Annotated in this window: 17 protein-coding genes and 6 tRNA genes; 4 read left to right on the top strand and 19 right to left on the bottom strand. The window is 57.4% G+C overall.

The window, feature by feature from the left end:
* Positions 1-9: 9 nt before the first annotated feature.
* Positions 10-2,592: a leucine--tRNA ligase gene (leuS, locus tag ABUK12_RS09820; RefSeq protein ID WP_410016094.1), complete on the bottom strand. Its 2,583-nt coding sequence runs from the start codon at positions 2,590-2,592 to the stop codon at positions 10-12.
* A 291-nt stretch (positions 2,593-2,883) separates the two neighbouring features.
* Between leuS and ABUK12_RS09815 the strand changes: the two genes are divergently transcribed.
* Entirely contained in the window at positions 2,884-3,363 is a 480-nt protein-coding gene (locus ABUK12_RS09815; protein ID WP_410016093.1) for a zinc ribbon-containing protein, read from the top strand.
* Positions 3,364-3,407: 44 nt separating this feature from the next.
* On the opposite strand, the gene ABUK12_RS09810 is transcribed toward ABUK12_RS09815, so the two are convergent.
* The 10 genes from ABUK12_RS09810 to miaB form a co-directional block, all read right to left on the bottom strand.
* On the bottom strand, positions 3,408-4,133 hold the full coding sequence (locus tag ABUK12_RS09810) for an amino acid ABC transporter ATP-binding protein (RefSeq protein ID WP_410016092.1): 726 nt from the start codon (positions 4,131-4,133) through the stop codon (positions 3,408-3,410).
* Positions 4,133-4,807 (bottom strand): glutamate/aspartate ABC transporter permease GltK, encoded by a 675-nt coding sequence (gene gltK / locus ABUK12_RS09805; RefSeq protein WP_410016600.1) that lies wholly within the window; start codon positions 4,805-4,807, stop codon positions 4,133-4,135. Before gltK ends, ABUK12_RS09810 begins: the two co-directional genes overlap by 1 nt.
* Positions 4,807-5,547: an amino acid ABC transporter permease gene (locus ABUK12_RS09800; protein WP_410016091.1), complete on the bottom strand. Its 741-nt coding sequence runs from the start codon at positions 5,545-5,547 to the stop codon at positions 4,807-4,809. The genes gltK and ABUK12_RS09800 overlap by 1 nt, the downstream gene beginning before the upstream one ends.
* A 151-nt stretch (positions 5,548-5,698) precedes the next feature.
* Positions 5,699-6,595 (bottom strand): amino acid ABC transporter substrate-binding protein, encoded by an 897-nt coding sequence (locus ABUK12_RS09795; RefSeq protein ID WP_410016090.1) that lies wholly within the window; start codon positions 6,593-6,595, stop codon positions 5,699-5,701.
* A gap of 354 nt (positions 6,596-6,949) precedes the next feature.
* A complete protein-coding gene (locus ABUK12_RS09790) occupies positions 6,950-7,540 on the bottom strand; it encodes an MSMEG_1061 family FMN-dependent PPOX-type flavoprotein (protein WP_410016089.1) in 591 nt (196 codons plus the stop codon).
* A 1,474-nt stretch (positions 7,541-9,014) separates the two neighbouring features.
* Positions 9,015-10,544 (bottom strand): apolipoprotein N-acyltransferase, encoded by a 1,530-nt coding sequence (lnt, locus tag ABUK12_RS09785; protein ID WP_410016088.1) that lies wholly within the window; start codon positions 10,542-10,544, stop codon positions 9,015-9,017.
* 7 nt (positions 10,545-10,551) lie between these two features.
* Positions 10,552-11,430, bottom strand: coding sequence for a CNNM family magnesium/cobalt transport protein CorC (gene corC, locus ABUK12_RS09780; protein WP_410016087.1), 879 nt, complete (start codon positions 11,428-11,430; stop codon positions 10,552-10,554).
* A 76-nt stretch (positions 11,431-11,506) separates the two neighbouring features.
* Positions 11,507-11,977, bottom strand: coding sequence for an rRNA maturation RNase YbeY (gene ybeY, locus ABUK12_RS09775; RefSeq protein ID WP_410016086.1), 471 nt, complete (start codon positions 11,975-11,977; stop codon positions 11,507-11,509).
* Positions 11,974-13,062 carry a PhoH family protein gene (locus tag ABUK12_RS09770; RefSeq protein WP_410016085.1) on the bottom strand — a complete coding sequence of 363 codons (1,089 nt, stop codon included), beginning with the start codon at positions 13,060-13,062 and terminating at the stop codon, positions 11,974-11,976. Before ABUK12_RS09770 ends, ybeY begins: the two co-directional genes overlap by 4 nt.
* A 199-nt stretch (positions 13,063-13,261) precedes the next feature.
* On the bottom strand, positions 13,262-14,686 hold the full coding sequence (gene miaB, locus ABUK12_RS09765) for a tRNA (N6-isopentenyl adenosine(37)-C2)-methylthiotransferase MiaB (protein ID WP_410016084.1): 1,425 nt from the start codon (positions 14,684-14,686) through the stop codon (positions 13,262-13,264).
* A 182-nt stretch (positions 14,687-14,868) separates the two neighbouring features.
* Between miaB and ubiF the strand changes: the two genes are divergently transcribed.
* The 3 genes from ubiF (at position 14,869) to ABUK12_RS09750 (ending at position 16,784) form a co-directional block, all read left to right on the top strand.
* A complete protein-coding gene (gene ubiF / locus ABUK12_RS09760; protein WP_410016083.1) occupies positions 14,869-16,050 on the top strand; it encodes a 3-demethoxyubiquinol 3-hydroxylase in 1,182 nt (393 codons plus the stop codon).
* 145 nt (positions 16,051-16,195) lie between these two features.
* On the top strand, positions 16,196-16,423 hold the full coding sequence (locus ABUK12_RS09755; protein ID WP_410016082.1) for a hypothetical protein: 228 nt from the start codon (positions 16,196-16,198) through the stop codon (positions 16,421-16,423).
* A gap of 40 nt (positions 16,424-16,463) precedes the next feature.
* The gene (locus ABUK12_RS09750; RefSeq protein ID WP_410016081.1) at positions 16,464-16,784 is read left to right on the top strand and encodes a hypothetical protein; all 321 of its coding nucleotides are present in this window, start codon (positions 16,464-16,466) and stop codon (positions 16,782-16,784) included.
* Between the two features lie 224 nt (positions 16,785-17,008).
* Here ABUK12_RS09750 and ABUK12_RS09745 read toward each other — a convergent pair whose 3' ends face one another.
* The 8 genes from ABUK12_RS09745 to asnB all read right to left on the bottom strand — a co-directional run bounded on the left by ABUK12_RS09745 (position 17,009) and on the right by asnB (position 21,097).
* Complete coding sequence (locus ABUK12_RS09745; RefSeq protein ID WP_410016080.1) at positions 17,009-17,572, bottom strand: PH domain-containing protein; 564 nt, start codon at positions 17,570-17,572, stop codon at positions 17,009-17,011.
* A 400-nt stretch (positions 17,573-17,972) separates the two neighbouring features.
* Positions 17,973-18,046, bottom strand: a tRNA-Gln gene (locus ABUK12_RS09740).
* A gap of 6 nt (positions 18,047-18,052) precedes the next feature.
* Positions 18,053-18,129: transfer RNA gene (locus tag ABUK12_RS09735), tRNA-Met, on the bottom strand.
* A 60-nt stretch (positions 18,130-18,189) separates the two neighbouring features.
* Positions 18,190-18,264 (bottom strand) — tRNA-Gln (locus ABUK12_RS09730).
* A 57-nt stretch (positions 18,265-18,321) separates the two neighbouring features.
* Positions 18,322-18,396 (bottom strand) — tRNA-Gln (locus ABUK12_RS09725).
* A gap of 21 nt (positions 18,397-18,417) precedes the next feature.
* A tRNA-Leu gene (locus ABUK12_RS09720) sits at positions 18,418-18,502 on the bottom strand.
* A gap of 6 nt (positions 18,503-18,508) precedes the next feature.
* Positions 18,509-18,585 (bottom strand) — tRNA-Met (locus tag ABUK12_RS09715).
* Positions 18,586-19,435: 850 nt separating this feature from the next.
* Entirely contained in the window at positions 19,436-21,097 is a 1,662-nt protein-coding gene (asnB, locus tag ABUK12_RS09710; protein WP_410016079.1) for an asparagine synthase B, read from the bottom strand.
* Between the last annotated feature and the right edge of the window lie 36 nt (positions 21,098-21,133).

Below are 21,133 nucleotides of genomic sequence, written 5' to 3'. Positions count from 1 at the left end.
CTCCTTGTCTTAACCCACAACCAGGTTAAGCAGTTTGCCAGGCACGTAAATCACTTTACGCACCGTGAACCCTTCCAGGTGTTTCGCCACCAGGTGTTCCTGGACGGCGCGCTCACGCACCAGCGCCTCATCGGCGTCGGCGGGAACGGTAATTCTTCCGCGCAGTTTACCATTGACCTGGATAACCACCAGCTTCGCTTCCTCTACCATAGCCGTTTCATCGGCAACCGGCCATGGGGCGCTGTCAATATCGCCTTCGCCGCCAAGCGCCTGCCACAGCGCAAAGCTGGCGTGAGGGGTAAACGGATACAGCATGCGCACCACCGCCAGCAGCGCTTCCTGCAGCAGGGCGCGATCCTGCGCGGTGTCCTGCGGCGCCCGCGCCAGCTTGTTCATCAGTTCCATAATAGCGGCGATGGCGGTATTGAACGTCTGGCGGCGGCCGATATCGTCGTTGACCTTGGCAATGGTTTTATGCAGTTCGCGGCGCAAATATTTCTGCGCCTCGTCAAGGGCGGCCACATCCGGCCGGCCGGCGGCGCCAAGCTGCGTATGATCGTAGACCAGTTTCCACACGCGCTTCAAAAAGCGGTTGGCCCCTTCGACGCCGGACTCTTGCCATTCCAGCGTCATTTCCGCCGGCGAGGCGAACATCATAAACAAACGCACGGTATCGGCGCCGTATTTTTCCACCATGATCTGGGGATCGATGCCGTTGTTTTTCGATTTGGACATCTTGCTCATGCCGGCATAGACCAGCTCGCGGCCATCCTTATCGGTGGCTTTGACGATACGGCCTTTTTCATCGCGTTCCACCTCGACATCCGCCGGCGAGATCCAGATCTGTTCGCCGCCGCTACCCAGGTAATAGAACGCGTCCGCCAGCACCATGCCCTGGCACAGCAGGCGTTTGGCCGGTTCGTCGGAACTCACCAGGCCGGCGTCGCGCAGCAGCTTATGATAAAAGCGGAAATACATCAGATGCATGATGGCATGCTCGATGCCGCCGACATATTGATCCACCGGCAGCCAGTAATTGGCGGCGGCGGGGTCCAGCATGCCGCTGTCGAAGTGCGGGCAGGTATAACGCGCGTAGTACCAGCTCGATTCCATAAAAGTATCGAAGGTATCGGTTTCGCGCAGCGCCGGCCGGCCGTTGACGGTGGTTTTCGCCCATTCGGGGTCGGCTTTTATCGGACTGGATATCCCGTCCATGACCACATCTTCCGGTAGCAGCACCGGCAGCTGATCGTCCGGGGTCGGGATGACGGTGCCGTCTTCCAGGGTGACCATCGGAATAGGCGCGCCCCAGTAGCGCTGGCGCGAAACGCCCCAGTCGCGCAGGCGGTAATTGACTTTACGCTCGCCGACGCCGGCCGCCACCAGCTTATCGGCGACGGCGTTAAAGCCCGCGGTATGGTCGAGACCGTCGAATTCGCCGGAATTGAACAGCACGCCTTTTTCAGTCATGGCCTGCTGGCTTAAATCCGGCTCGGCGCCGCCTGCGTCCAGGATCACCGCTTTAATCGGCAAGTGGTATTTCGTGGCGAATTCCCAGTCGCGCTGATCGTGGCCGGGCACCGCCATGACCGCGCCGGTGCCGTATTCCATCAGGACAAAGTTGGCCACCCATACCGGCACGGATTCGCCGCTTAGCGGATGAATGGCGAACAGGCCGGTCGCCATGCCTTTTTTCTCCATGGTCGCCATGTCGGCTTCGGCCACTTTGGTATTGCGGCATTCGGCGATGAAGTCGGCCAGAGCCGGGTTGGCGGCCGCGGCCGCCAGCGACAGTGGATGCCCGGCGGCGACGGCCAGGTAGGTCACGCCCATAAAGGTATCGGGACGGGTGGTGTAGACCGACAGCGTTTCCTCGCTGTGCGCCACCTGGAAGCGGATTTCCACCCCTTCGGAGCGGCCGATCCAGTTGCGCTGCATGGTTTTCACCTGCTCGGGCCAGCTTTCCAGGTTGTCCAGGCCATACAGCAGCTCATCGGCGTAGGCGGTGATTTTCACGAACCACTGCGGTATTTCCTTACGTTCGACCTTAGTGCCGCAGCGCCAGCAGCCGCCGTCGATCACCTGCTCGTTGGCCAACACCGTCTGGTCATGGGGACACCAGTTGACCGCCGAGGTCTTTTTATAGACCAAGCCCTTTTCGTACAGACGGGCAAAGAACCACTGCTCCCAGCGATAATATTCCGGCCGGCAGGTGGTGACCTCCCGGTCCCAGTCATAACCGAAGCCCAGCAGTTTTAGCTGGGTTTTCATATACGCGATATTGTCGTAGGTCCAGGGCGCCGGCGCCGTATTGTTCTTGACCGCCGCGCCTTCCGCCGGCAGGCCGAAGGCGTCCCAGCCGATGGGCTGCAGCACGTTCTTGCCCTGCATGCGCTGATAACGCGCGATAACATCGCCAATGGTGTAGTTGCGCACATGGCCCATATGCAGGCGGCCGGAGGGATAGGGCAGCATGGAAAGACAGTAATATTTTTCCTTGCCCGTATCCTCGGTAACCTTGAAGGTTTGGTGTTCATGCCAGTGAAGCTGGACGTGGGATTCTATCTCTTCCGGGCGATATTGCTCTTGCATGGCAGCCAGTGGTCCTATAGTGAAAATACAGCTACGCTCGCGTTGTCTACCGAGCGTTGATAACAAAAGATCCGCATAGCATAGCTGATAAGCAACGGCGGCAACAACACCCAGCGCCGCCCGGATGCTTATTTCTGCCACATAAGCCCGGATCCGGCCGAATTATTGCGTTGCGCCATGCTTTATACCGAATGAGTTTACCGTTATAGGCTAAAATTATCAGCATGATACCAATTTAGTCCCGGCCAGAAGGCCATTTCGGGTGATGCTGGCGGAAATCAGGAGAAGACGATGGATAAGGTTGCGCAATATTACCGCGAATTGCTGGCCTCGCTGAGTCAACAGCTTGAGCAGGGCGAAAGGAATATCGATACGCTGGTCGAGGATGCGCGCCTGCGTTTGCAGGCCACCGGCGATTTGACGCCGGCGGAAGTGGAGAACGTTACCCGGGCGGTGCGCCGCGATCTGGAAGAGTTCGCCCGCAGCTATGATGAGAGCGGCGCGCAGGATGACGACAGCGTGTTTACGCGGGTTATCAAGGAGAGCCTGTGGCAGGAACTGGCGGACATCACCGATAAAACCCAGCTGGAGTGGCAGGAAGTGTTTAAAGACGTCAGCCATCACGGCGTCTACAACAGCGGGGAAGTGGTGGGGCTGGGCAACCTGGTGTGCGAACGTTGCCATCATTCGCTGGCGTTTTACACGCCGGAAACGTTGCCGCTTTGCCCGGAATGCGGGTTTGATCAGTTCCACCGCCGTCCGTTCCAATAGCGGCGCGGCCTGCCCGCAGCGTGGCGACAGGCCGCCGCGGGCGGCTAGTGCAGTATTTTCGCCAGGAAGTCGCGGGCGCGATCGGTTTGCGGATGCTGGAAGAACGCTTCTTTGTGCGTATCCTCGACGATTTTACCTTCGTCCATAAAAATCACCCGGTTGGCCACTTTGCGGGCAAAGCCCATTTCATGGGTCACCACCATCATGGTCATGCCTTCCTGCGCCAGCTCCACCATCACGTCCAGCACTTCATTGATCATTTCCGGGTCCAGCGCCGACGTCGGCTCGTCAAACAGCATCGCCACCGGATCCATGCACAGGGCGCGGGCAATGGCCACCCGCTGCTGCTGGCCGCCGGAAAGCTGGCCGGGGAATTTATTGGCCTGCACGGACAATCCCACCCGCTCCAGGAGTTTCAGGCCTTTTTCGCGCGCGGCGTCCTTGTTGCGCTTAAGCACCTTCACCTGCGCCAGGGTAAGATTGTCGATGATCGACAGGTGCGGAAACAGTTCAAAATGCTGGAACACCATGCCCACCTTGGCGCGCAGTTGGGCCAGGTTGGTGCGCTTATCGTTGACGGCGATATCGTTGACCATAATCTGGCCGCGCTGGATTGGCTCCAGCCCGTTGACGGTTTTGATCAGCGTCGATTTACCCGACCCGGACGGACCGCAGACCACGACGACCTCGCCGGTTTGCACTTCGGTTGAGCAATCGTTCAGAACCTGAAAATGACCGTACCATTTAGAAATATTTTTCAGGGAAATCATCAAACCGTCCTTTTCTTCAAATAATTCACCAGCAGGGAAGCGCTGAGGCTGATTACAAAATAAACCGCGCCGGCAAACAGGATCATTTCCACCTGCGTGCCGTCGCGCTCGCCCACCGACGACGCGGTGCGGAAAAAGTCCGCCAGGCTTAGCACATACACCAGCGACGTATCCTGGAACAGGACAATGCCCTGGGTCAGCAGCAGCGGCACCATGGCGCGAAACGCCTGGGGCAGCACCACCAATTGCATGGACTGCCAGGGCGTCATGCCCAGCGCCAGCGCCGCGGAGGCCTGGCCGCGTGAAATACTGATAATGCCGGCGCGGATAATCTCCGAGTAATAGGCGGCTTCAAACAGCGAAAAGGCCACCATGGCTGAAATCAGCCGGATATCGGTTTGCGGCGACAGTCCCAGCACCTTTTGCAAAAAGCTCGGCACAACGAGATAAAACCACAACAGCACCATCAACAGCGGTACCGATCGAAACAGATTAACGTAAAGTTTGGCGAACCAGCTGACCGGCCACAGCGGCGACAGGCGCATGACCGCCAGCACGGTGCCCCAGATAATGCCGAAGAACACGGCGGTAAAGGTGATTTTCAGCGTCAGCGCCATGCCCTGCAGCATATACGGCAGGCTGGGGACAATGGTACTCCAGTCAAATTGGTACATCATTTACCTCCTATATGACCGGGCAGACGTACTTTTTTCTCCACCAGATGCATGGCAAACATGATCACCGCGTTAATAATCAGGTAGCCGAGGGTTATCGCGGTAAAAGACTCGTACGCATGGGCGGAATAATCCAGCAGCTTGCCCGCCTGCGCCGCCATATCCACCAGACCGATGGTGGAGGCCACGGCGGAGTTTTTCACCAGGTTAAGCATTTCCGAGGTCATCGGCGGCACAATCACGCGATAAGCGTTCGGCAGCAGCACGTAACGGTAGGTTTGCGGTAGGGTCAGGCCCATCGCCAGCCCGGCGGCCATCTGTCCGGAGGCCAGCGACTGGATGCCGGCGCGTACCTGTTCGCACACGCGGGCGGCGGTAAACAATCCCAGGCACACCATGGAGGAGACAAAAAACTGGACATTCGGGTCCAGGCCCGACTTAAACCACGTGCCGATATTGACCGGCAACAGCTCGGGAACCACCAGATACCAAATGAAGAACTGCACGATCAAAGGAATGTTACGGAATAACTCGACGTAACAGGTTCCTAAAGCGGAAAGAAAACGATTTGGAACGGTACGCAGGATGCCGAACAGCGAACCGACCAGCAACGCGATAATCCAGGCGCAAAACGAGACGGCGATGGTGACTTTAAATCCCGCCCACAGCCAGCCGAGGTAGGTGGTGTTGCCAAAAGGGGCCGCTTCAAAAAAAATGCCCCAGTTCCAATCTATTGACATAAAAAACTCCGGTAAAAAAGGGTAGCACCGCTACCCTGAAGATTGACGAAGACCTTGATATCCGCAGCGCGGGGAACGACCGCGCTGCGTCTGTCTGTCCTGGCCTCCTGCAATCGAGAGGGCGGGGAGTCACCCGCCCTTATTGTCGTTATTAGTTTACGGCTTTATCGTTAGGGGCCTTGAACAGCGCTTTGACGTCATCGGACATATCGAAATTCATATTCAGGTTTTTCGGCGGAATCGGCTGTTTAAACCAGGTGTCATACCATTTTGCCGCTTGGCCGGAGGTCTGGATGGAAACAATAGTGTCGTCCACCAGCTTTTTAAACTGCGGGTCGTCTTTGCGCATCATGCAGCCATAGGCTTCTTTGGACTGCGGGGTACCGACGATATCCCACTGATCCGGGTTCTTGGACTTGGCGCGTTCGCCCGCCAGCAGGGCGTCATCCAGCATAAAGGCTTCCGCGCGCCCGGTTTCCAGGGTACGGAACGAATCGCCGTGATCCTTGGTGGAAATGATGCGCATCTTCATTTGTTTTTCGTCGTTCAGCTTGTTGAGCAGCATTTCGGACGTGGTGCCCGCGGTGACCACCACGGTCTTGCCGGCGAGGTCGGGGAAGTCTTTAATGGCGCTGCCCTTTTTCACCGCGATACGGGTGCCGATCACAAACAGGGTATTGGAGAAATCCACCTGCTTTTGACGTTCCAGGTTATTGGTGGTTGAACCGCATTCGAAATCGTAGGTTCCGTTTTGCAGCAACGGAATACGGTTTTGCGAGGAAATAGGCAGGTACTTCACCTGCAGGGAAGGCGCGTCAATTTTCTTTTTAATCGCGTCCACGATGGCATCGGAATAAGCCTGGGAGTAACCCACCACTTTTTGCTGGTTGTCGTAATAGGAAAAAGGAACGGACGATTCCCGATGGCCGACCACGATCACGCCGTTATCTTTGATTTTCTTCAGGGTGCCCGTCAGGTCTTCCGCATGGGCCATACTGCCGGCCATGCCCAGTACCAGTAATGATAAAGCCAATTTGCGCATTTGCATTTTCCAACTCCTTTGCTGTCACTACGGCGCTCAAGGGGTAAGCGCGCCGCAATCATGAGTATCACGTTAAGCTTTGGAACCAGCCTAAAGCGTAAAATCAAAACGGATTACCGTTAAAAAATAGCCGAATGTAAATGTTTTGAAATGAAAAAGTTTTCGTTTTGTGAGTTCAGACGCACCAAAGCGTGGCGCATGACGCCTCATTGCACAATCTAAGTGCGGTAAACGCACCATTGCAGCGCACGAATGGCGAAAATCACTCATAAAAAAACAGTTTTTAACGACATTCGCAACGTTATACAGCAAAATCCATGCCAGACAAATTATTTGCCCCCGAACGGAGCAGCGGCGGAATCAGGCCGGCTGCGCGCCGGCGGCCGACAGGGCGACATGGGCTTTAAAGATTTCCAGCGCGCCGGGCAGCAGAGCGGGGTCGACATGTTTCGCGTTATCCCACAGTCCGGCGAAGCTGATTGCCCGACCGCAGTGAATAAAGACCTCTTCCACCCTGATAATAATCACGCTTTTCGCCGGCTGGCCGTTGTGGGCAAAACGCAGGCAAAGCGCCGGGTCGACGGAAATCCGCGCGCGGCCGTTGACCCGGAATCCCTCCAGCCAGCCGGGGATGAGAAACAGCATGCCGACAAAGGGATTGTGCAGGATATTGCTAAGGCCATCGAGGCGATTGTTGCCGGAACGATCCGGCAGCAGCAGCGTTTTATCATCCTCTACCTGGACAAACCCCGGTTCGCCTCCTTTCGGCGAGCAGTCAATGCCGCGTGCGCCCTGCGTGCCGAGGATCATGAACGGTGACAGGGCAATCAGCCGGCGGGCGTAGGCATCAAGATGATCGATTTGTTTTTGCACCACCGCTTTGTTGGGTTGGGCATAATGCTCGCGCAGCTGGGCGGGATCGGTTAGCAGATAACGGGAATCGGGATTCATTCAGAGGCTCTTTGGTCAATATGTCACGAGGATGTTACAAGTGGCACGATAACAGCAATGAGTTTGATTAACAATAATTAGCACGCGCATTAGGGCTGCGGCGCCGGACCCAAGGCGGACGCGCTAAAGAGGGCGCGGGCCACATTTTTGATATAGGGCTGCCGCGAATGTAGCACGCCATAACAGAGAGAGATGAACCTTTGCTCCTGAATTTAAATATGAAGCAGCCGGCCTTGGGGGGGCTTGTGTTGCCGTGGTGAGGGCTTTGCTTGCTTGCGGAGAGGCTTATGTTGCCGTGGTGGGGGCTTTGCTTGCTTGCGGGGAGGCTTATGTTGCCACGGTGCGGGTTTCGCTGGGCTTATGTTGTCGCGGTGAAGGTTTCGCTTGCCATGCGTTCGGTGGTTATATGGCGTGTCCGGTGCCGGCAAGCGACAAAGAGGCCGTACCGCGACGGCCTCCTTGACCTCCGCGCGTCCGGCAGATCGTGCGCCGCTGCGCGGTCCCCGGCATCGCCCATCCCGGCTTATGGACCGCACGGGATGCGCTCCCGGCGCGGCCCTTCGCTTTCGCCGCTCCCGGCGGCTCATCCCGCCGCGATGGGCGCTGCCGGCGCACTCTATGCCGGCACAACGTCAACACCATCGCCTGTGAGCAATGTAGCGTTTTGGGGTTCATCGCGGTATGTGATTACCGGGAAAAATATCAGTATTTATTTTGGGCTGAAGTCTGCAGTATAACGGCTGATGGCTGATGGCTGATGGCTGATGGCTGATGGCTGATGGCTGATGGCTGATGGCTGAAAGCGTAATGCGTACTGTTAAAACTTAAAGCGTAAGGTTTAAGTTGCATGAATGATGAACGCCTTATTGCATGACCGCATGACCAACTTTTCGTCGTGCCAGCTGCATCCCATACCTGTTGCATCCCATCACGGTCGATCCTAAGCCGACGCCAGTCCCATCCTAAGCAACAGCGCCGCTATCGCTTCATAACATGCAGTACGAACAGCGACATGTTGACCGGCGTAAAGCGCGCTGACGGCGCCTGTGCCCCCTGCATGAGCCGCCGGGAGCGGCGAAAGGCCCGTTTGCGCAGGGAGGGCATAACGGGCCGGTGCATAACGGGGGCACAGGCGGCGGAAGGTATCGCGCAGCGACGCGCGACCTGCCGGGCGCGCGGAGGTCAAGGAGGCCGTCGCGGTACGGCCTCATTGTCGCTTGCCGGCACCCGGCAAGACATATGAACACCTAACGCACGGCAAGCGAAACCCGCACCGCGGTAACATAAGCCTCCCCGCAAGCGCCAGCGAAACCCGCACCGCGGCAACATAAGCCTCCCCGCAAGCGCCAGCGAAACCCGCACCGCGGCAACATAAGCCTCCCCCGCAAGCGCCAGCGAAACTCTCACCATGGCAACATACGCTTCCCCGAAAACGCCAGCGAAGCCCTCACCATGGCGACCTAAACCGTGGCTACTAACGCGCCCGGCGGCCAAAGACCACGGCGGCAAACCCCAGCAGCAGCGTCAGCACCCACAACGGCCAGTCGCCAAATCGTGCATAAGGCGTCAGTCCGGTTGTCGGCGTTACGCGCGTGCTTAACACGTCGCGGGTAAACTGCGGCAGCATCGCTTCGATGGCGCCATCGGCGCCGATCACCGCGGTAATACCGTTATTGGTACTGCGCAACAATGGCCGCCCCAGTTCCAGCGCGCGCATGCGCGCCATCTGGAAATGCTGCCAGGGGCCGATGGAATGACCGAACCACGCGTCATTGGAAATGGTCAGCAGGAAATCGGTATCCGGCCGGAAGTTATCCCGCACCTGCGAGCCGAGCACGATTTCATAACAAATGGCCGCAGTCAGCTTCATGCCGGCAACGCTCAGCTGCGGCTGGATATAATTGCCGCGGCTGAATGACGACATCGGCAGATTGAACAGCGGCGCCAGGGGGCGCAGCAGGCTTTCCAGCGGCACAAATTCACCGAACGGCACCAGATGATGCTTGGCATAACGATTCGGGCTGGGGTAGCGGTAAGGCGTTTGCTCCCCCAGTACCAGGATACTGTTAAAATAATTATAGCCCGACGCTGTCCTGCGGGTGTCGATAATGCCGGTGACCAGGCTGGTGCGCTCTTCACGCAACAGCGCATCCAACTCGGTCAGGAACGGCCCCTGGGCGGTTTCGTCATCCGGTATGGCCGATTCCGGCCAAATCACCATCTGCGCCTTGCCCAGGAACGGACGGGTATGGCTTAGGTACACGTCAAGCGTCGGCCGTACCTGGTCGGGTTCCCATTTCAGCGATTGGGCAATGTTACCTTGCACCATGGCCACAGTCACCGTCCTGGCATCCTGCGGGGCATACCAGTGCAGTCCGCGCAGCGGCCAGGGCAGCAACAGCACCGCCAGCGCGCAAATGCCGGCCAGGGGGGCGCGCAGCGCCACGGCGGCCACCGCCAGGCCGCTCGCGGCCATCAGGAAAAAGGTCATGGACTCGACGCCGAACAGCGGCGCCAGCCCCTTCAGGGGGCCGTCGATTTGCGTATAGCCGAACTGCAGCCACGGCAGGCCGGTCATCACCCAGCCGCGCAGGAATTCCGTCACCTGCCACAGCACCGGCGCGCCAACCGCCAGCCGCCACAGCGAGGTGCGCGGCCAGATGCGCGCCAGCACGCCGCTAAACAGCATCGGATATAGCGCCAGGTACGCCGCCAGAAGGGCCACCAGGCCGATATTCACCGGGACGGGCAGCCCGCCGAACTGGTCGATACTGACATAAATCCAGCGCATGCCGGTGCCGAACAGCCCAAAGCCCCAGAAAAAACCGAGCCAGGCGGACTGCCGCACCGTGCGGTTAAGGGTCACCGCCAGCAACCCGGCCAGCGAGACTAACGCCGCCGGCCAAAAGTCATAAGGTGAAAACGCCAGGGTACCGCAGGCGCCGGTCAATAACGCCAGCAACGCACGTACCCACTGGCGCTCAAGTCGCAATGCGCTCGCCATGTAAGGTTTATTCTTCCATTATCGGTTGGGGTGAGTCGTCGGGGATTTTAACATGAACCTGGATGATACGCCGACTGTCGGCCATGGCGACCTTAAAAATATAACCATCTATTTCAATGGTTTCACCACGGGCCGGCAGATGGCCGAAGGCTTGCATCACCAGCCCGCCGATGGTGTCCACTTCTTCGTCGCTGAAGTGGGTGCCGAAGGTTTCGTTAAAATCCTCAATCGGCGTCAGCGCGCGGATGGTGAAGGTATGGCGGTTAAGCTGGCGGATATCCCGGTCTTCCTCGTCATCATATTCATCCTCGATTTCGCCGACGATCAGCTCCAGGATGTCTTCAATGGTGACCAGGCCGGAAACGCCGCCGAACTCGTCAATTACAATGGCCATATGGTAGCGCTGGGACCGGAACTCCTTCAGCATGCGATCGACGCGTTTACTTTCCGGCACCACCACGGCGGGGCGCAACACTTTATCCATACTGAACGGCTGCGAATCGCTGAGCATAAACGGCAGCAGATCCTTGGCCATCAGGATCCCCTCGATGTGATCCTTGTCTTCGCTTATCACCGGGAAACGGGAATGCGCGGATTCAATGATCACATCCAGGCACTCTTCCAGCGACTGGTTGTTTTTCAGGGTCACGATTTGGGAACGCGGGATCATGATATCGCGTACGCGCTGCTCGGCGATGTCCATAACGCCTTCGAGCATATCGCGGGTATCGGGATCAATCAGCTCGTTTTGTTCGGAATCACGGATAAGCTCCAGTAAATCATTGCGATTTTTTGGCTCGCCGTGAAACAGCTGATTAAGGATAAGGGTAAAAAAGCCCTTTTTGGGACTGGGGCTGTCGTTGCTTTGCGAATGGTCGTCGCTCATGGCGTTTAGTTAATTTCACTCGTAGTGGATAAATGGATCGTATAAACCGGCCCCGCTCCGGGGCCGGCGTCGTTTATCAGTCGTCTTTTTCGTTCAGATAGGGATCGGGATAACCTAACGCCTGCATGATGTCGGCCTCCAGCGCCTCCATTTCCTCGGCTTCCTCATCCTGGATATGATCATACCCTAGCAGATGCAGACAGCCGTGGACAACCATATGCGCCCAGTGCGCCTCCAGCGGCACGTCCTGTTCGCCGGCTTCCCGTTCCACCACCTGGCGGCAGATGATCAGGTCGCCGAGCAGGGGAAGCTCCACCTGTGGCGGGGCTTCAAAGGGAAACGACAGTACATTGGTCGGCTTGTCCATGCCGCGGTAGGTCAGGTTCAGCTCGTGGCTTTCCGCGTCGTCCACCAGGCGGATGGTGACCTCGGCCTCGTCCTGGAACTGCGGCAGCACGCCTTCCAGCCAGCGCATAAAGGTTGCTTCATCGGGCAAACCGGCCGGATCGGCGCAGGCTACCTGTAAATCAAGGATGACGCCGCTCATTTGGCCGGCTCCTGGTTATCGCCGGCGGCCGGCGGGATATTCCCGTGGTAAGCGGCCTGCGCTTCACGCCGGCGCTGTTCGCCCAACGCGTCTTTACGCTTTTGATCGGCCGCTTCCCAGGCTTCATACGCCACCACGATGCGCGCCACCACGGGATGGCGCACCACGTCCTCGCTATGGAAGAAGTTGAAGCTGATTTCCTCTACGTCGGCCAGCACTTCGATGGCGTGCCGCAGGCCTGATTTCGCATTGCGCGGCAGGTCGATCTGGGTGATATCGCCGGTAATGACCGCTTTGGAATTAAAACCGATGCGCGTCAGGAACATCTTCATCTGCTCGATGGTGGTGTTCTGGCTTTCATCCAGGATGATAAAGGCGTCATTCAGGGTACGACCGCGCATATAGGCCAGCGGAGCGACTTCAATCACGTTGCGTTCAATCAGTTTCTCAACCCGCTCGAAGCCCAGCATTTCGAACAGCGCGTCATACAGCGGACGCAGGTACGGGTCGACCTTCTGGCTGAGATCGCCGGGCAGGAAACCGAGTTTTTCACCGGCCTCCACCGCCGGGCGGGTCAGCATGATGCGGCGTATTTCCTGGCGCTCCAGCGCATCCACCGCCGCGGCCACCGCCAGGTAGGTTTTACCCGTACCGGCCGGACCGACGCCAAAGGTAATATCATGATCGAGTATATGGGCGATATACTGCGCCTGGTTTGGCGTACGGGGTTTGATAACGCCCCGCTTGGTCTGGATATGCACCGCTTTGCCGAAGTCCGGCACGCTTTCGGCGGTTTGCTCCAGCACCCGGCTCTCTTTGATGGCCAGGTGGATTTTTTCCGGCTCGATATCGGCGACAACACCGCGTACCGGAGCCGTGTCCACGTACAGCGTCAGCAGGATATTGGCGGCGGCTTCCACGCACAGCGGTTTGCCGACCAGTTTGAAAACGTTGTCGCGACGATTGATTTCAATGCCCAACCGGCGCTCAAGTTGTTTGATATTGTCATCGAACGGCCCGCAGAGGCTCATTAAGCGCTTATTGTCCGCAGGCTCCAGCATGATTTCTTTAGTGTCGACGTTCAAACTTTTCCTCTGGGCCTTTCAGGCCATGTTAGGGAGTAGATTATGGCTGACCATGTTCATAAATGAAGGAAACCGTCACCAGCGTCAAGGACGCGGATCATTAAATTAATATTGGGGCACGATAAGTGAAAAGCAACCGGAGGAGAAAAGGCAGAACCGGGCGGCGGGGGAGGCCGCCCGTTAACGGGCAGGGAGGGTATCACGGCTGGAAGGTCCCGACGCCGAGTTCATTCTCTTTGCGGGTGCGCGCAATCACCGAGGCCGGGCTTTCGCTCACGCGCAGGCCCATTTGATCTTCGGTGCGCACGACCACGCCGCGCAGCGAGTTCGGATTGACATCGACGATCTCGACATCGACAAACTTGCCGATCATGTCCGGCGTGCCTTCAAAGTTCACCACGCGGTTATTTTCAGTACGGCCGGCCAACTCCATCACGCTTTTGCGCGAGGTGCCCTCCACCAGGATGCGCTGGACCGTGCCCATCATCTGGCGACTGAACTGCATCGCCTGCTGAATGATGCGTTGCTGCAGTATATGCAGCCGCTGCTTTTTCTCGTCTTCGCCGACATCGTCCACCATATCCGCCGCCGGCGTGCCGGGACGCGCGGAGTAGATAAAACTGTAGCTGGTATCGAAATTAACGTCGGCGATAAGCTTCATGGTCTGCTCGAAGTCGGCCTGGGTTTCCCCGGGGAAACCGATGATAAAATCGGAACTCACCTGGATGCCGGGACGCGCTTTGTGCAGTTTGCGGATGATGGATTTATATTCCAGCGCCGTATGGGCGCGTTTCATCATGGTCAGGATGCGATCGGAACCGCTTTGCACCGGCAAATGCACAAAGCTGACCAGCTCCGGCGTGTCGCGGTAGACGTCGATGATATCGTCGGTGAATTCAATCGGGTGGCTGGTGGTGAAACGCACGCGATCGATGCCGTCGATGGCCGCCACCAGGCGCAGCAGTTCGGCAAAGGTGCAGATATCGCCCTCGAAGCTGGCGCCGCGGTAGGCGTTGACGTTCTGCCCCAGCAGGTTGACCTCGCGCACGCCCTGGGACGCCAGTTGGGCTATCTCGAACAGGATATCGTCGCAGGGACGGCTGACTTCCTCGCCGCGGGTATAGGGCACCACGCAAAACGAGCAGTACTTGTTGCAGCCTTCCATGATGGAGACAAACGCGGTGGGGCCCTCGGCGCGCGGTTCCGGCAGCCGGTCGAATTTTTCGATTTCGGGGAAGCTGATATCCACCACCGGGCTGCGCGTGCCGCGCACGTGGTTGATCATTTCCGGCAAGCGGTGCAGGGTCTGCGGCCCGAAGATAATATCGACATAATGGGCGCGCTCGCGGATATGCGCGCCTTCCTGGGAGGCCACGCAGCCGCCGACGCCAATGATCAAATCCGGATTGGCTTCTTTCAGCGCCCGCCAGCGGCCCAGTTGATGGAATACCTTCTCCTGCGCCTTTTCACGAATGGAACAGGTGTTGAGCAGCAACACGTCCGCTTCTTCGGCGTTATCCGTCAACTGGTAGCCGTGGGTGCTATCCAGCAAGTCGGCCATCTTCGATGAATCGTACTCGTTCATCTGACAGCCCCAGGTTTTGATATGCAGTTTTTTTGTCATCGGCTTGCCATTACTTGATGCATTATTTTAGGGTGCGAAAAAGCCCTTCGGCTCATGCAGGGCGCGTATTGTAATCCTTTGGCGTGGTTGTGACCAGAGGGCTGAGCCTTCGCTCCTCTTTCATAATGAAAAATTGCGGTACACTAAGCAAATGTTTAATCACAGACACAAGCATAGCCGAGATGAACACAAACGAAATAGCCTATGATGCGGTGGTGGCGGGGGGCGGCATGGTCGGCGCCCTGGCGGCGTTAATGCTGGCGCAGGGCGGTATACGGGTGCTGGTGCTGGACCATGCCCGGCTGGCGGAGCCCCGGCCGGATGCCCCGCCTGATTTGCGCGTTTCGGCTATCAGCTGCGCGTCGGCGGCGTTGTTGCGCCGCGTGGGCGCGTGGGACCGTATCGATTCCCATGTCCGCGTACCCTACCGCCGCCTGGAAACCTGGGAATGGGCGCAGTCCCAGGTCACCTTCGACGCCGCGGCGCTGCATTTGCCGGAACTCGGCTTTATGGTGGAAAACATCCGGCTGCAGCGGGCGCTGTGGCAGGCCTGCGCCGACTGCGGCAATCTGACGCTGCGCGCGCCGGCCGCCCTGGCGAAAATGCGTTATGACGGCGGCAACTGGCGCCTGACGCTTGATAACGGCGAAACGGTTGGCGCCCGGCTCCTGATCGGCGCCGACGGCGCCCGGTCCAACGTACGGCAATGGGCTGGCATCGGCACCGTCGGTTGGCAATATCGCCAGTCGTGTATGCTGATAACCGTCGCATGCCCGTACGGCCAGCAGGACGTCACCTGGCAGGAATTTACCCCCGACGGTCCCCGGGCGTTTTTACCGCTCTACGATAACTGGGCGTCGCTGGTGTGGTATGACAGCGCGGCGCGTATCCGCCAGCTGCAGGCCCTGCCGCCGGCGGCCCTGGAGCGCGAGGTGCTGGCCGCCTTTCCCACCCGCCTGGGCGCGGTGAAGGTGCACGCCGCGGGCGCTTTTGCGCTGGTGCGCAGCCATGCCAGGGACTATGTCCGGCCGGGCCTGGCGCTGATCGGCGATGCGGCGCATACCATAAATCCGCTGGCGGGGCAGGGCGTAAACCTGGGCTTTCGCGACGCTGAAGCGCTGGCCGCGGTGGTGATTGGCGCGCGCGATCATGATGAACCCTGGGACGAGCTGCGCATCTTAAAGCGCTATCAGCATCGCCGTTACGGCGACAACCTGCTGATGCAAAGCGGCATGGATCTCTTCTATAGCGCCTTCAGCAACCGGCTGCCGCCGGTCCGGCTGGCGCGCAACCTCGGCCTGTTCCTGGCCCAGCGCGCCGGCCCGCTGAAAGTCCGGGCGCTGAAATATGCCCTGGGTCTCTGACTGGCGGTAGCGTCGGGCGTTGTCAGCAAAAAAATGAGCAATATATTGCTCATTTTTTTTCATTTAAGATTTTTTTGAGCAAAATAATTGCCATTTTAAAAACGTTAGCGCTAAAAGAGCAAAACATTGCTCATTGAAGGTGTCCATGAAATTGACTATTGAAATTTTTGTCGAAGGAAGAGGGCAGGACGCCGCGTCTATCACATTTTCCGAACCTGACCAAGGACGCGCGAGTTTAACGTTACTCGGTTACGCGTTTGATTATGCGCTGGAATTCATGGAACGGGATGATGAGCATGCCTGTAGTAGCAATTTGCCTGCGGTACTCATGGAAAACTACCGATCAATGCCTGCCGTCAACCCAACAAGATAGCGCTCGGTTGCGGTCAGGCGTTATTGCTCCCGTGGGAAATATGCGCATTAAGGAATCCTTAACCGATTTACCCGCGGTTAAACAAATTAATCAAATTCGGTTTACCGTACAGGATGTGGCCGAGCGGAATACTGATTTTTTAGAATACGCACAACAGATGGGCGCGGCGGGCGGTGGCGCCACTGGCGCTGGTGAGGAGGCGCCAAAACTATTATTACGTTGCTCCGCCAACAACGAAATCTGGATCGATACTTTTCAGGATGACGACCAAAATCCAGATCAATATCAGCCGTCGTACTCTATCCGATATCGAACGAGACCAGGGCAGCCAGTCGTTGTCGATATTAAACCGGGTATTTAAGCCACTTGGCCTTAAGATAGGCTTATTGCCGCGCAGTCAGCATTTGATGCGCGCGCTGCTGCCAGATCGGCCAAAGGACGCTTAGGCGATCTTATCCGGCGGGCTTTTCATGCCGGACGGCACAGAAAACACCGCCTGCGCCTGCGCTTAAGCGATAATAGAGGCGTGGACAATCAGCCGGGATGGCGCTTTCCCCTGCATGTCCCGCTAAGCGCAGGTGGGCGTTACATCGCCAGGATTTTCTCTTTTTGCACGCTGAATTCCTGATCGCTTAAAATGCCGCGTTCTTTCAGCGCCGCCAGTTTTTCCAACTGGGTGATCACGTCATATTGCGCACGGGTGCCCGCCGCCTGCCGCATCTGCGGCTGCTGGCTGAGCGTTTCCCGTGCGATATTCACCATATTGGTAAACGGGGTGACCGCGCCTTTCATCACATTCTCGATGGTATAGTTTTGACCTGTGGTGCTCAGGGTAATGCTGCCGGTCATCATCTTGGTGCGCCCGCTTACGGAAACCACGCTCGCCAGATCGACGAAAACCTGCTTCAGACCGTAAACCATGCCTTTATCCAGGAAAATAATCCGGTAGTTGGTCAGGGTAATCAGCCAGGTATTGCCGCCCATCAGGCCCGTTGCCACCGCCAGCGGTTTTTCATCGTCGGCCAGGATCGCCGGAAGATGGTAAAACTCTTTTTTGGTGCCGAAGGGCATATCGCCCACCAGCTTGGCCAGGCGCTTATATTCTATTTTCAACTCTTCAATACTTGCTGTTTTAAAGTTAATCATCATTGAGTCCCAATGAATAATGGTCAATTTATCATTTGATCGTGCTTGAATTTACCTTATGTAGCGCACCACCAAAGACGAGAACAGCTCCCTGAAACCTGCTTAATTAAACGACTAGCTCGGGCAACGATCTTTTTGTGAAAGGCCACATGCCGTTTCCCGCGCGAAATCGTCGGTGATTGTGCCCTTAACAATATGGCCGATACCATGATCTGGGATTACTTGCGCCGCGTTTAGTTGCAAAATAATTAGGATAATCCTGATTTTTTTGCTAACGCGCGGCGACGGGCTGATACCCTTTGCAAGGATGATCTGAAAGGAAGGGCAGAAGACACGCATAAAAAAAGCGGAGCGATGTCTTTCGACAATCGCCCCGCTTTTCGCTGCTTGCGCAGTCTTTGTATGGCTGGGGTACCAGGATTCGAACCTGGGGTGGCGGAATCAGAATCCGCTGCCTTACCGCTTGGCGATACCCCAAAAATGTGGTGGCTACGACGGGAATCGAACCTGTGACCCCAGCATTATGAGTGCTGTGCTCTAACCAGCTGAGCTACGTAGCCGAATTATACTTAAAAATTCGGGACTTACAATACTTTTTAAAAACTTTTTCAACTTTTTTTTGGCTGGGATACCAGGATTCGAACCTGGGGGTGGCGGGATCAAAACCCGCTGCCTTACCGCTTGGCTATATCCCAATCATCCAAACGTTTTTGCAACTTTTCCCGCTTGCAACCTCGCCCGGGCGAGGTTAATGGCTGGGGTACCAGGATTCGAACCTGGGAGTGGCGGGATCAAAACCCGCTGCCTTACCGCTTGGCTATACCCCATCCGCTGCGTAACCGAAATCATGGTGCGGGAGGCGAGACTTGAACTCGCACACCTTGCGGCGCCAGAACCTAAATCTGGTGCGTCTACCAATTTCGCCACTCCCGCAAAGTATGGTGGCTACGACGGGATTCGAACCTGTGACCCCAGCATTATGAGTGCTGTGCTCTAACCAGCTGAGCTACGTAGCCATCTTTCCGCGTGACCTTCATTCGGCGTTGCGGGGCGCATTATGCGTAGTTGCAGAAATCCAGTCAACACCTTTTTTCGGTAATCAGGCTTTGCGCATGCTGTTTGTCTGGCTTATGAGCAACCTGATGATAAAAACCGCATAAGGCCTGATTTTCCTATTCAAACAAATAAAAACCGGGCCGTAAAGGCCCGGTGAGTTTGATGATAACCCTAAGCTCAAAGCAGACATGTTAAAGGGCGCGCGACCCATGGCGCGCCAGGCCCGCCAACGCTGAACTCAACGCAAACGTATTAAGGGAGAGCGTGCCAATGGGGTCGAATCGGGCGTGGTTTTCCCGCCCGACCGAGCGCCCCATGGTGCGCTAGGCCCGCCAACACCGGACCTAACGCAGCCGTGTTCAAGGGAGAGCGTGCCAATGGGGTCCAATCGGGAGTGGTGTTCCCGCCCGACCGAGCGCCCCATGGTGCGCTAGGCCCGCCAACGCTGAACTCAACCCGGACGTGTTCAAGGGAGAGCGTGCCAATGGGGTCGAATCGGGCGTGGTTTTCCCGCCCGACCGAGCGCCCCATGGTGCGCTAGGCCCGCCAACGCTGAACTCAACCCGGACGTGTTCAAGGGAGAGCGTGCCAATGGGGTCGAATCGGGCGTGGTGTTCCCGCCCGACCGAGCGCCCCATGGCATGCCAGGCCCGCCAACGCTGAACTCAACCCAGACGAGTCAAGGGAGAGCGTGCCAATGGGGTCGAATCGGGCGTGGTGTTCCCGCCCGACCGAGCGCCTCATGGCATGCCAGGCCCGCCAACACCGGACCTAACGCAGACAAGTTAAAGGGAGAGCGTGCCGATAGCTTTAGTACGCGGACTGATGCACACCCACCGCCCGTCCCGACGGGTCGTCCATATTTTTAAACGACTCATCCCATTCGATGGCCTTCGCCGAGGAACAGGCCACCGACGGACCTCCCGGCACACACTCCGCCGCGCTTGGCAACGGGAACAGCTCCGCGAAGATTTCCCGGTAAAAATAAGCCTCTTTAGACGTCGGCGTATTGTACGGGAAACGGAAATGCGCGTTAGCCAATTGCTGATCGGTAATCTGCTTGCCGGCCATTTCCTTCAGCGTGTCGATCCAGCTATAGCCCACACCGTCGGAAAACTGCTCTTTCTGCCGCCAGGCAATGCTTTCCGGCAGGTAGGACGCAAAACATTCGCGCAGTACATGCTTTTCAATTTTGCCGTGTCCGCACATTTTATCCTGCGGGTTAATACGCATCGCCACGTCAAGGAAGTTTTTATCCAGGAACGGCACGCGCGCCTCCACGCCCCAGGCGGACATCGCCTTATTGGCGCGCGCGCAGTCATACATATGCAGCGCCTGCAGCTTGCGCACCAGCTCTTCATGAAACTCTTTGGCGTTCGGCGCCTTATGGAAATAGAGATAACCGCCGAAAACCTCGTCGGCTCCCTCGCCAGACAGCACCATCTTGATGCCCATCGCCTTAATTTTCCTCGACATCAGGTACATCGGCGTCGAGGCGCGGATGGTGGTGACATCATAGGTCTCGATATGGTAAATCACGTCGCGGATGGCATCCAGGCCTTCCTGCACGGTGAAATGCACTTCATGATGCACGGTACCCAGATGGGTAGCCACTTCCTTGGCGGCGCGCAGATCGGGCGAGCCTTCCAGGCCGACGGCAAAAGAGTGCAACTGCGGCCACCAGGCCTCGCTGCGCGCGCCGTCTTCCACCCGCCGGGCGGCATACTTCTTGGTGATGGCGGAAATAACCGATGAATCCAGCCCGCCGGATAACAGCACGCCGTAAGGAACATCCGACATCAAATGACTTTTGACCGACTCTTCCAGCGCGTCGCGCAGCGCCGCTTTATCGGTAGTGTTGTCCTTCACGTTGTCATAAGAGAACCAATCGCGGGTGTAATATTCGCGGATTTCTCCGTCCTGGCTCCACAGATAACTTCCCGGGGGAAATTCCTTAATGCTCAGGCATACCGGCACCAGCGCCTTCATTTCCGACGCCACATACAGCGTGCCGTTTTCATCATGCCCCATATATAGCGGGATAATGCCCATATGGTCGCGGCCGATCAGGTAGGCGTCTTTCTCGGTATCATACAAAATGAAGGCGAACATACCGCGCAGATCGTCGAGGAAGGCCGGTCCTTTTTCCTGGTACAGGGCCAGGATCACTTCGCAGTCGGAACCGGTCTGGAACGCATAGCGGTCCCCCAGCTCCTGGCGCAGCGCCTGATGGTTATAAATTTCGCCATTCACCGCCAGCACATGGGTATGCGCGGCGTTATATAAGGGTTGCGCGCCGGTATTGACGTCGACGATGGACAGGCGTTCATGGGCCAGGATGGCCTGGTCGCTGGCAAACACTCCCGACCAGTCGGGACCGCGATGACGCATCAGGCGCGACATTTCCAGCGCGGTTTTACGCAGTTCGCTCGGATCCGATTGCAAATCCAGTACACCAAAAATAGAACACATTCTCTTTTCCTTAGGCCGGTCTCGGGGCTAATGCTT

It is taken from the genome of Sodalis sp. C49 (genome assembly GCF_046352915.1).
Classification (GTDB): Bacteria; Pseudomonadota; Gammaproteobacteria; order Enterobacterales; family Enterobacteriaceae; genus Acerihabitans.
Note: the sequence above shows the minus strand (reverse complement) of the source record. Positions and strands in the feature narration are given on the sequence as shown.

Bases quoted from the DNA above. Each gene is read 5' to 3' on its own strand.
- leuS (WP_410016094.1), bottom strand. From the start codon at position 2,592: ATGCAAGAGCAATATCGCCCGGAAGAGATAGAATCCCACGTCCAGCTT.
- ABUK12_RS09815 (WP_410016093.1), top strand. From the start codon at position 2,884: ATGGATAAGGTTGCGCAATATTACCGCGAATTGCTGGCCTCGCTGAGT.
- ABUK12_RS09810 (WP_410016092.1), bottom strand. From the start codon at position 4,133: ATGATTTCCCTGAAAAATATTTCTAAATGGTACGGTCATTTTCAGGTT.
- gltK (WP_410016600.1), bottom strand. From the start codon at position 4,807: ATGTACCAATTTGACTGGAGTACCATTGTCCCCAGCCTGCCGTATATG.
- ABUK12_RS09800 (WP_410016091.1), bottom strand. From the start codon at position 5,547: ATGTCAATAGATTGGAACTGGGGCATTTTTTTTGAAGCGGCCCCTTTT.
- ABUK12_RS09795 (WP_410016090.1), bottom strand. From the start codon at position 6,595: ATGCAAATGCGCAAATTGGCTTTATCATTACTGGTACTGGGCATGGCC.
- ABUK12_RS09790 (WP_410016089.1), bottom strand. From the start codon at position 7,540: ATGAATCCCGATTCCCGTTATCTGCTAACCGATCCCGCCCAGCTGCGC.
- lnt (WP_410016088.1), bottom strand. From the start codon at position 10,544: ATGGCGAGCGCATTGCGACTTGAGCGCCAGTGGGTACGTGCGTTGCTG.
- corC (WP_410016087.1), bottom strand. From the start codon at position 11,430: ATGAGCGACGACCATTCGCAAAGCAACGACAGCCCCAGTCCCAAAAAG.
- ybeY (WP_410016086.1), bottom strand. From the start codon at position 11,977: ATGAGCGGCGTCATCCTTGATTTACAGGTAGCCTGCGCCGATCCGGCC.
- miaB (WP_410016084.1), bottom strand. From the start codon at position 14,686: ATGACAAAAAAACTGCATATCAAAACCTGGGGCTGTCAGATGAACGAG.
- ubiF (WP_410016083.1), top strand. From the start codon at position 14,869: ATGAACACAAACGAAATAGCCTATGATGCGGTGGTGGCGGGGGGCGGC.
- ABUK12_RS09755 (WP_410016082.1), top strand. From the start codon at position 16,196: ATGAAATTGACTATTGAAATTTTTGTCGAAGGAAGAGGGCAGGACGCC.
- ABUK12_RS09750 (WP_410016081.1), top strand. From the start codon at position 16,464: ATGCGCATTAAGGAATCCTTAACCGATTTACCCGCGGTTAAACAAATT.
- ABUK12_RS09745 (WP_410016080.1), bottom strand. From the start codon at position 17,572: ATGATGATTAACTTTAAAACAGCAAGTATTGAAGAGTTGAAAATAGAA.
- asnB (WP_410016079.1), bottom strand. From the start codon at position 21,097: ATGTGTTCTATTTTTGGTGTACTGGATTTGCAATCGGATCCGAGCGAA.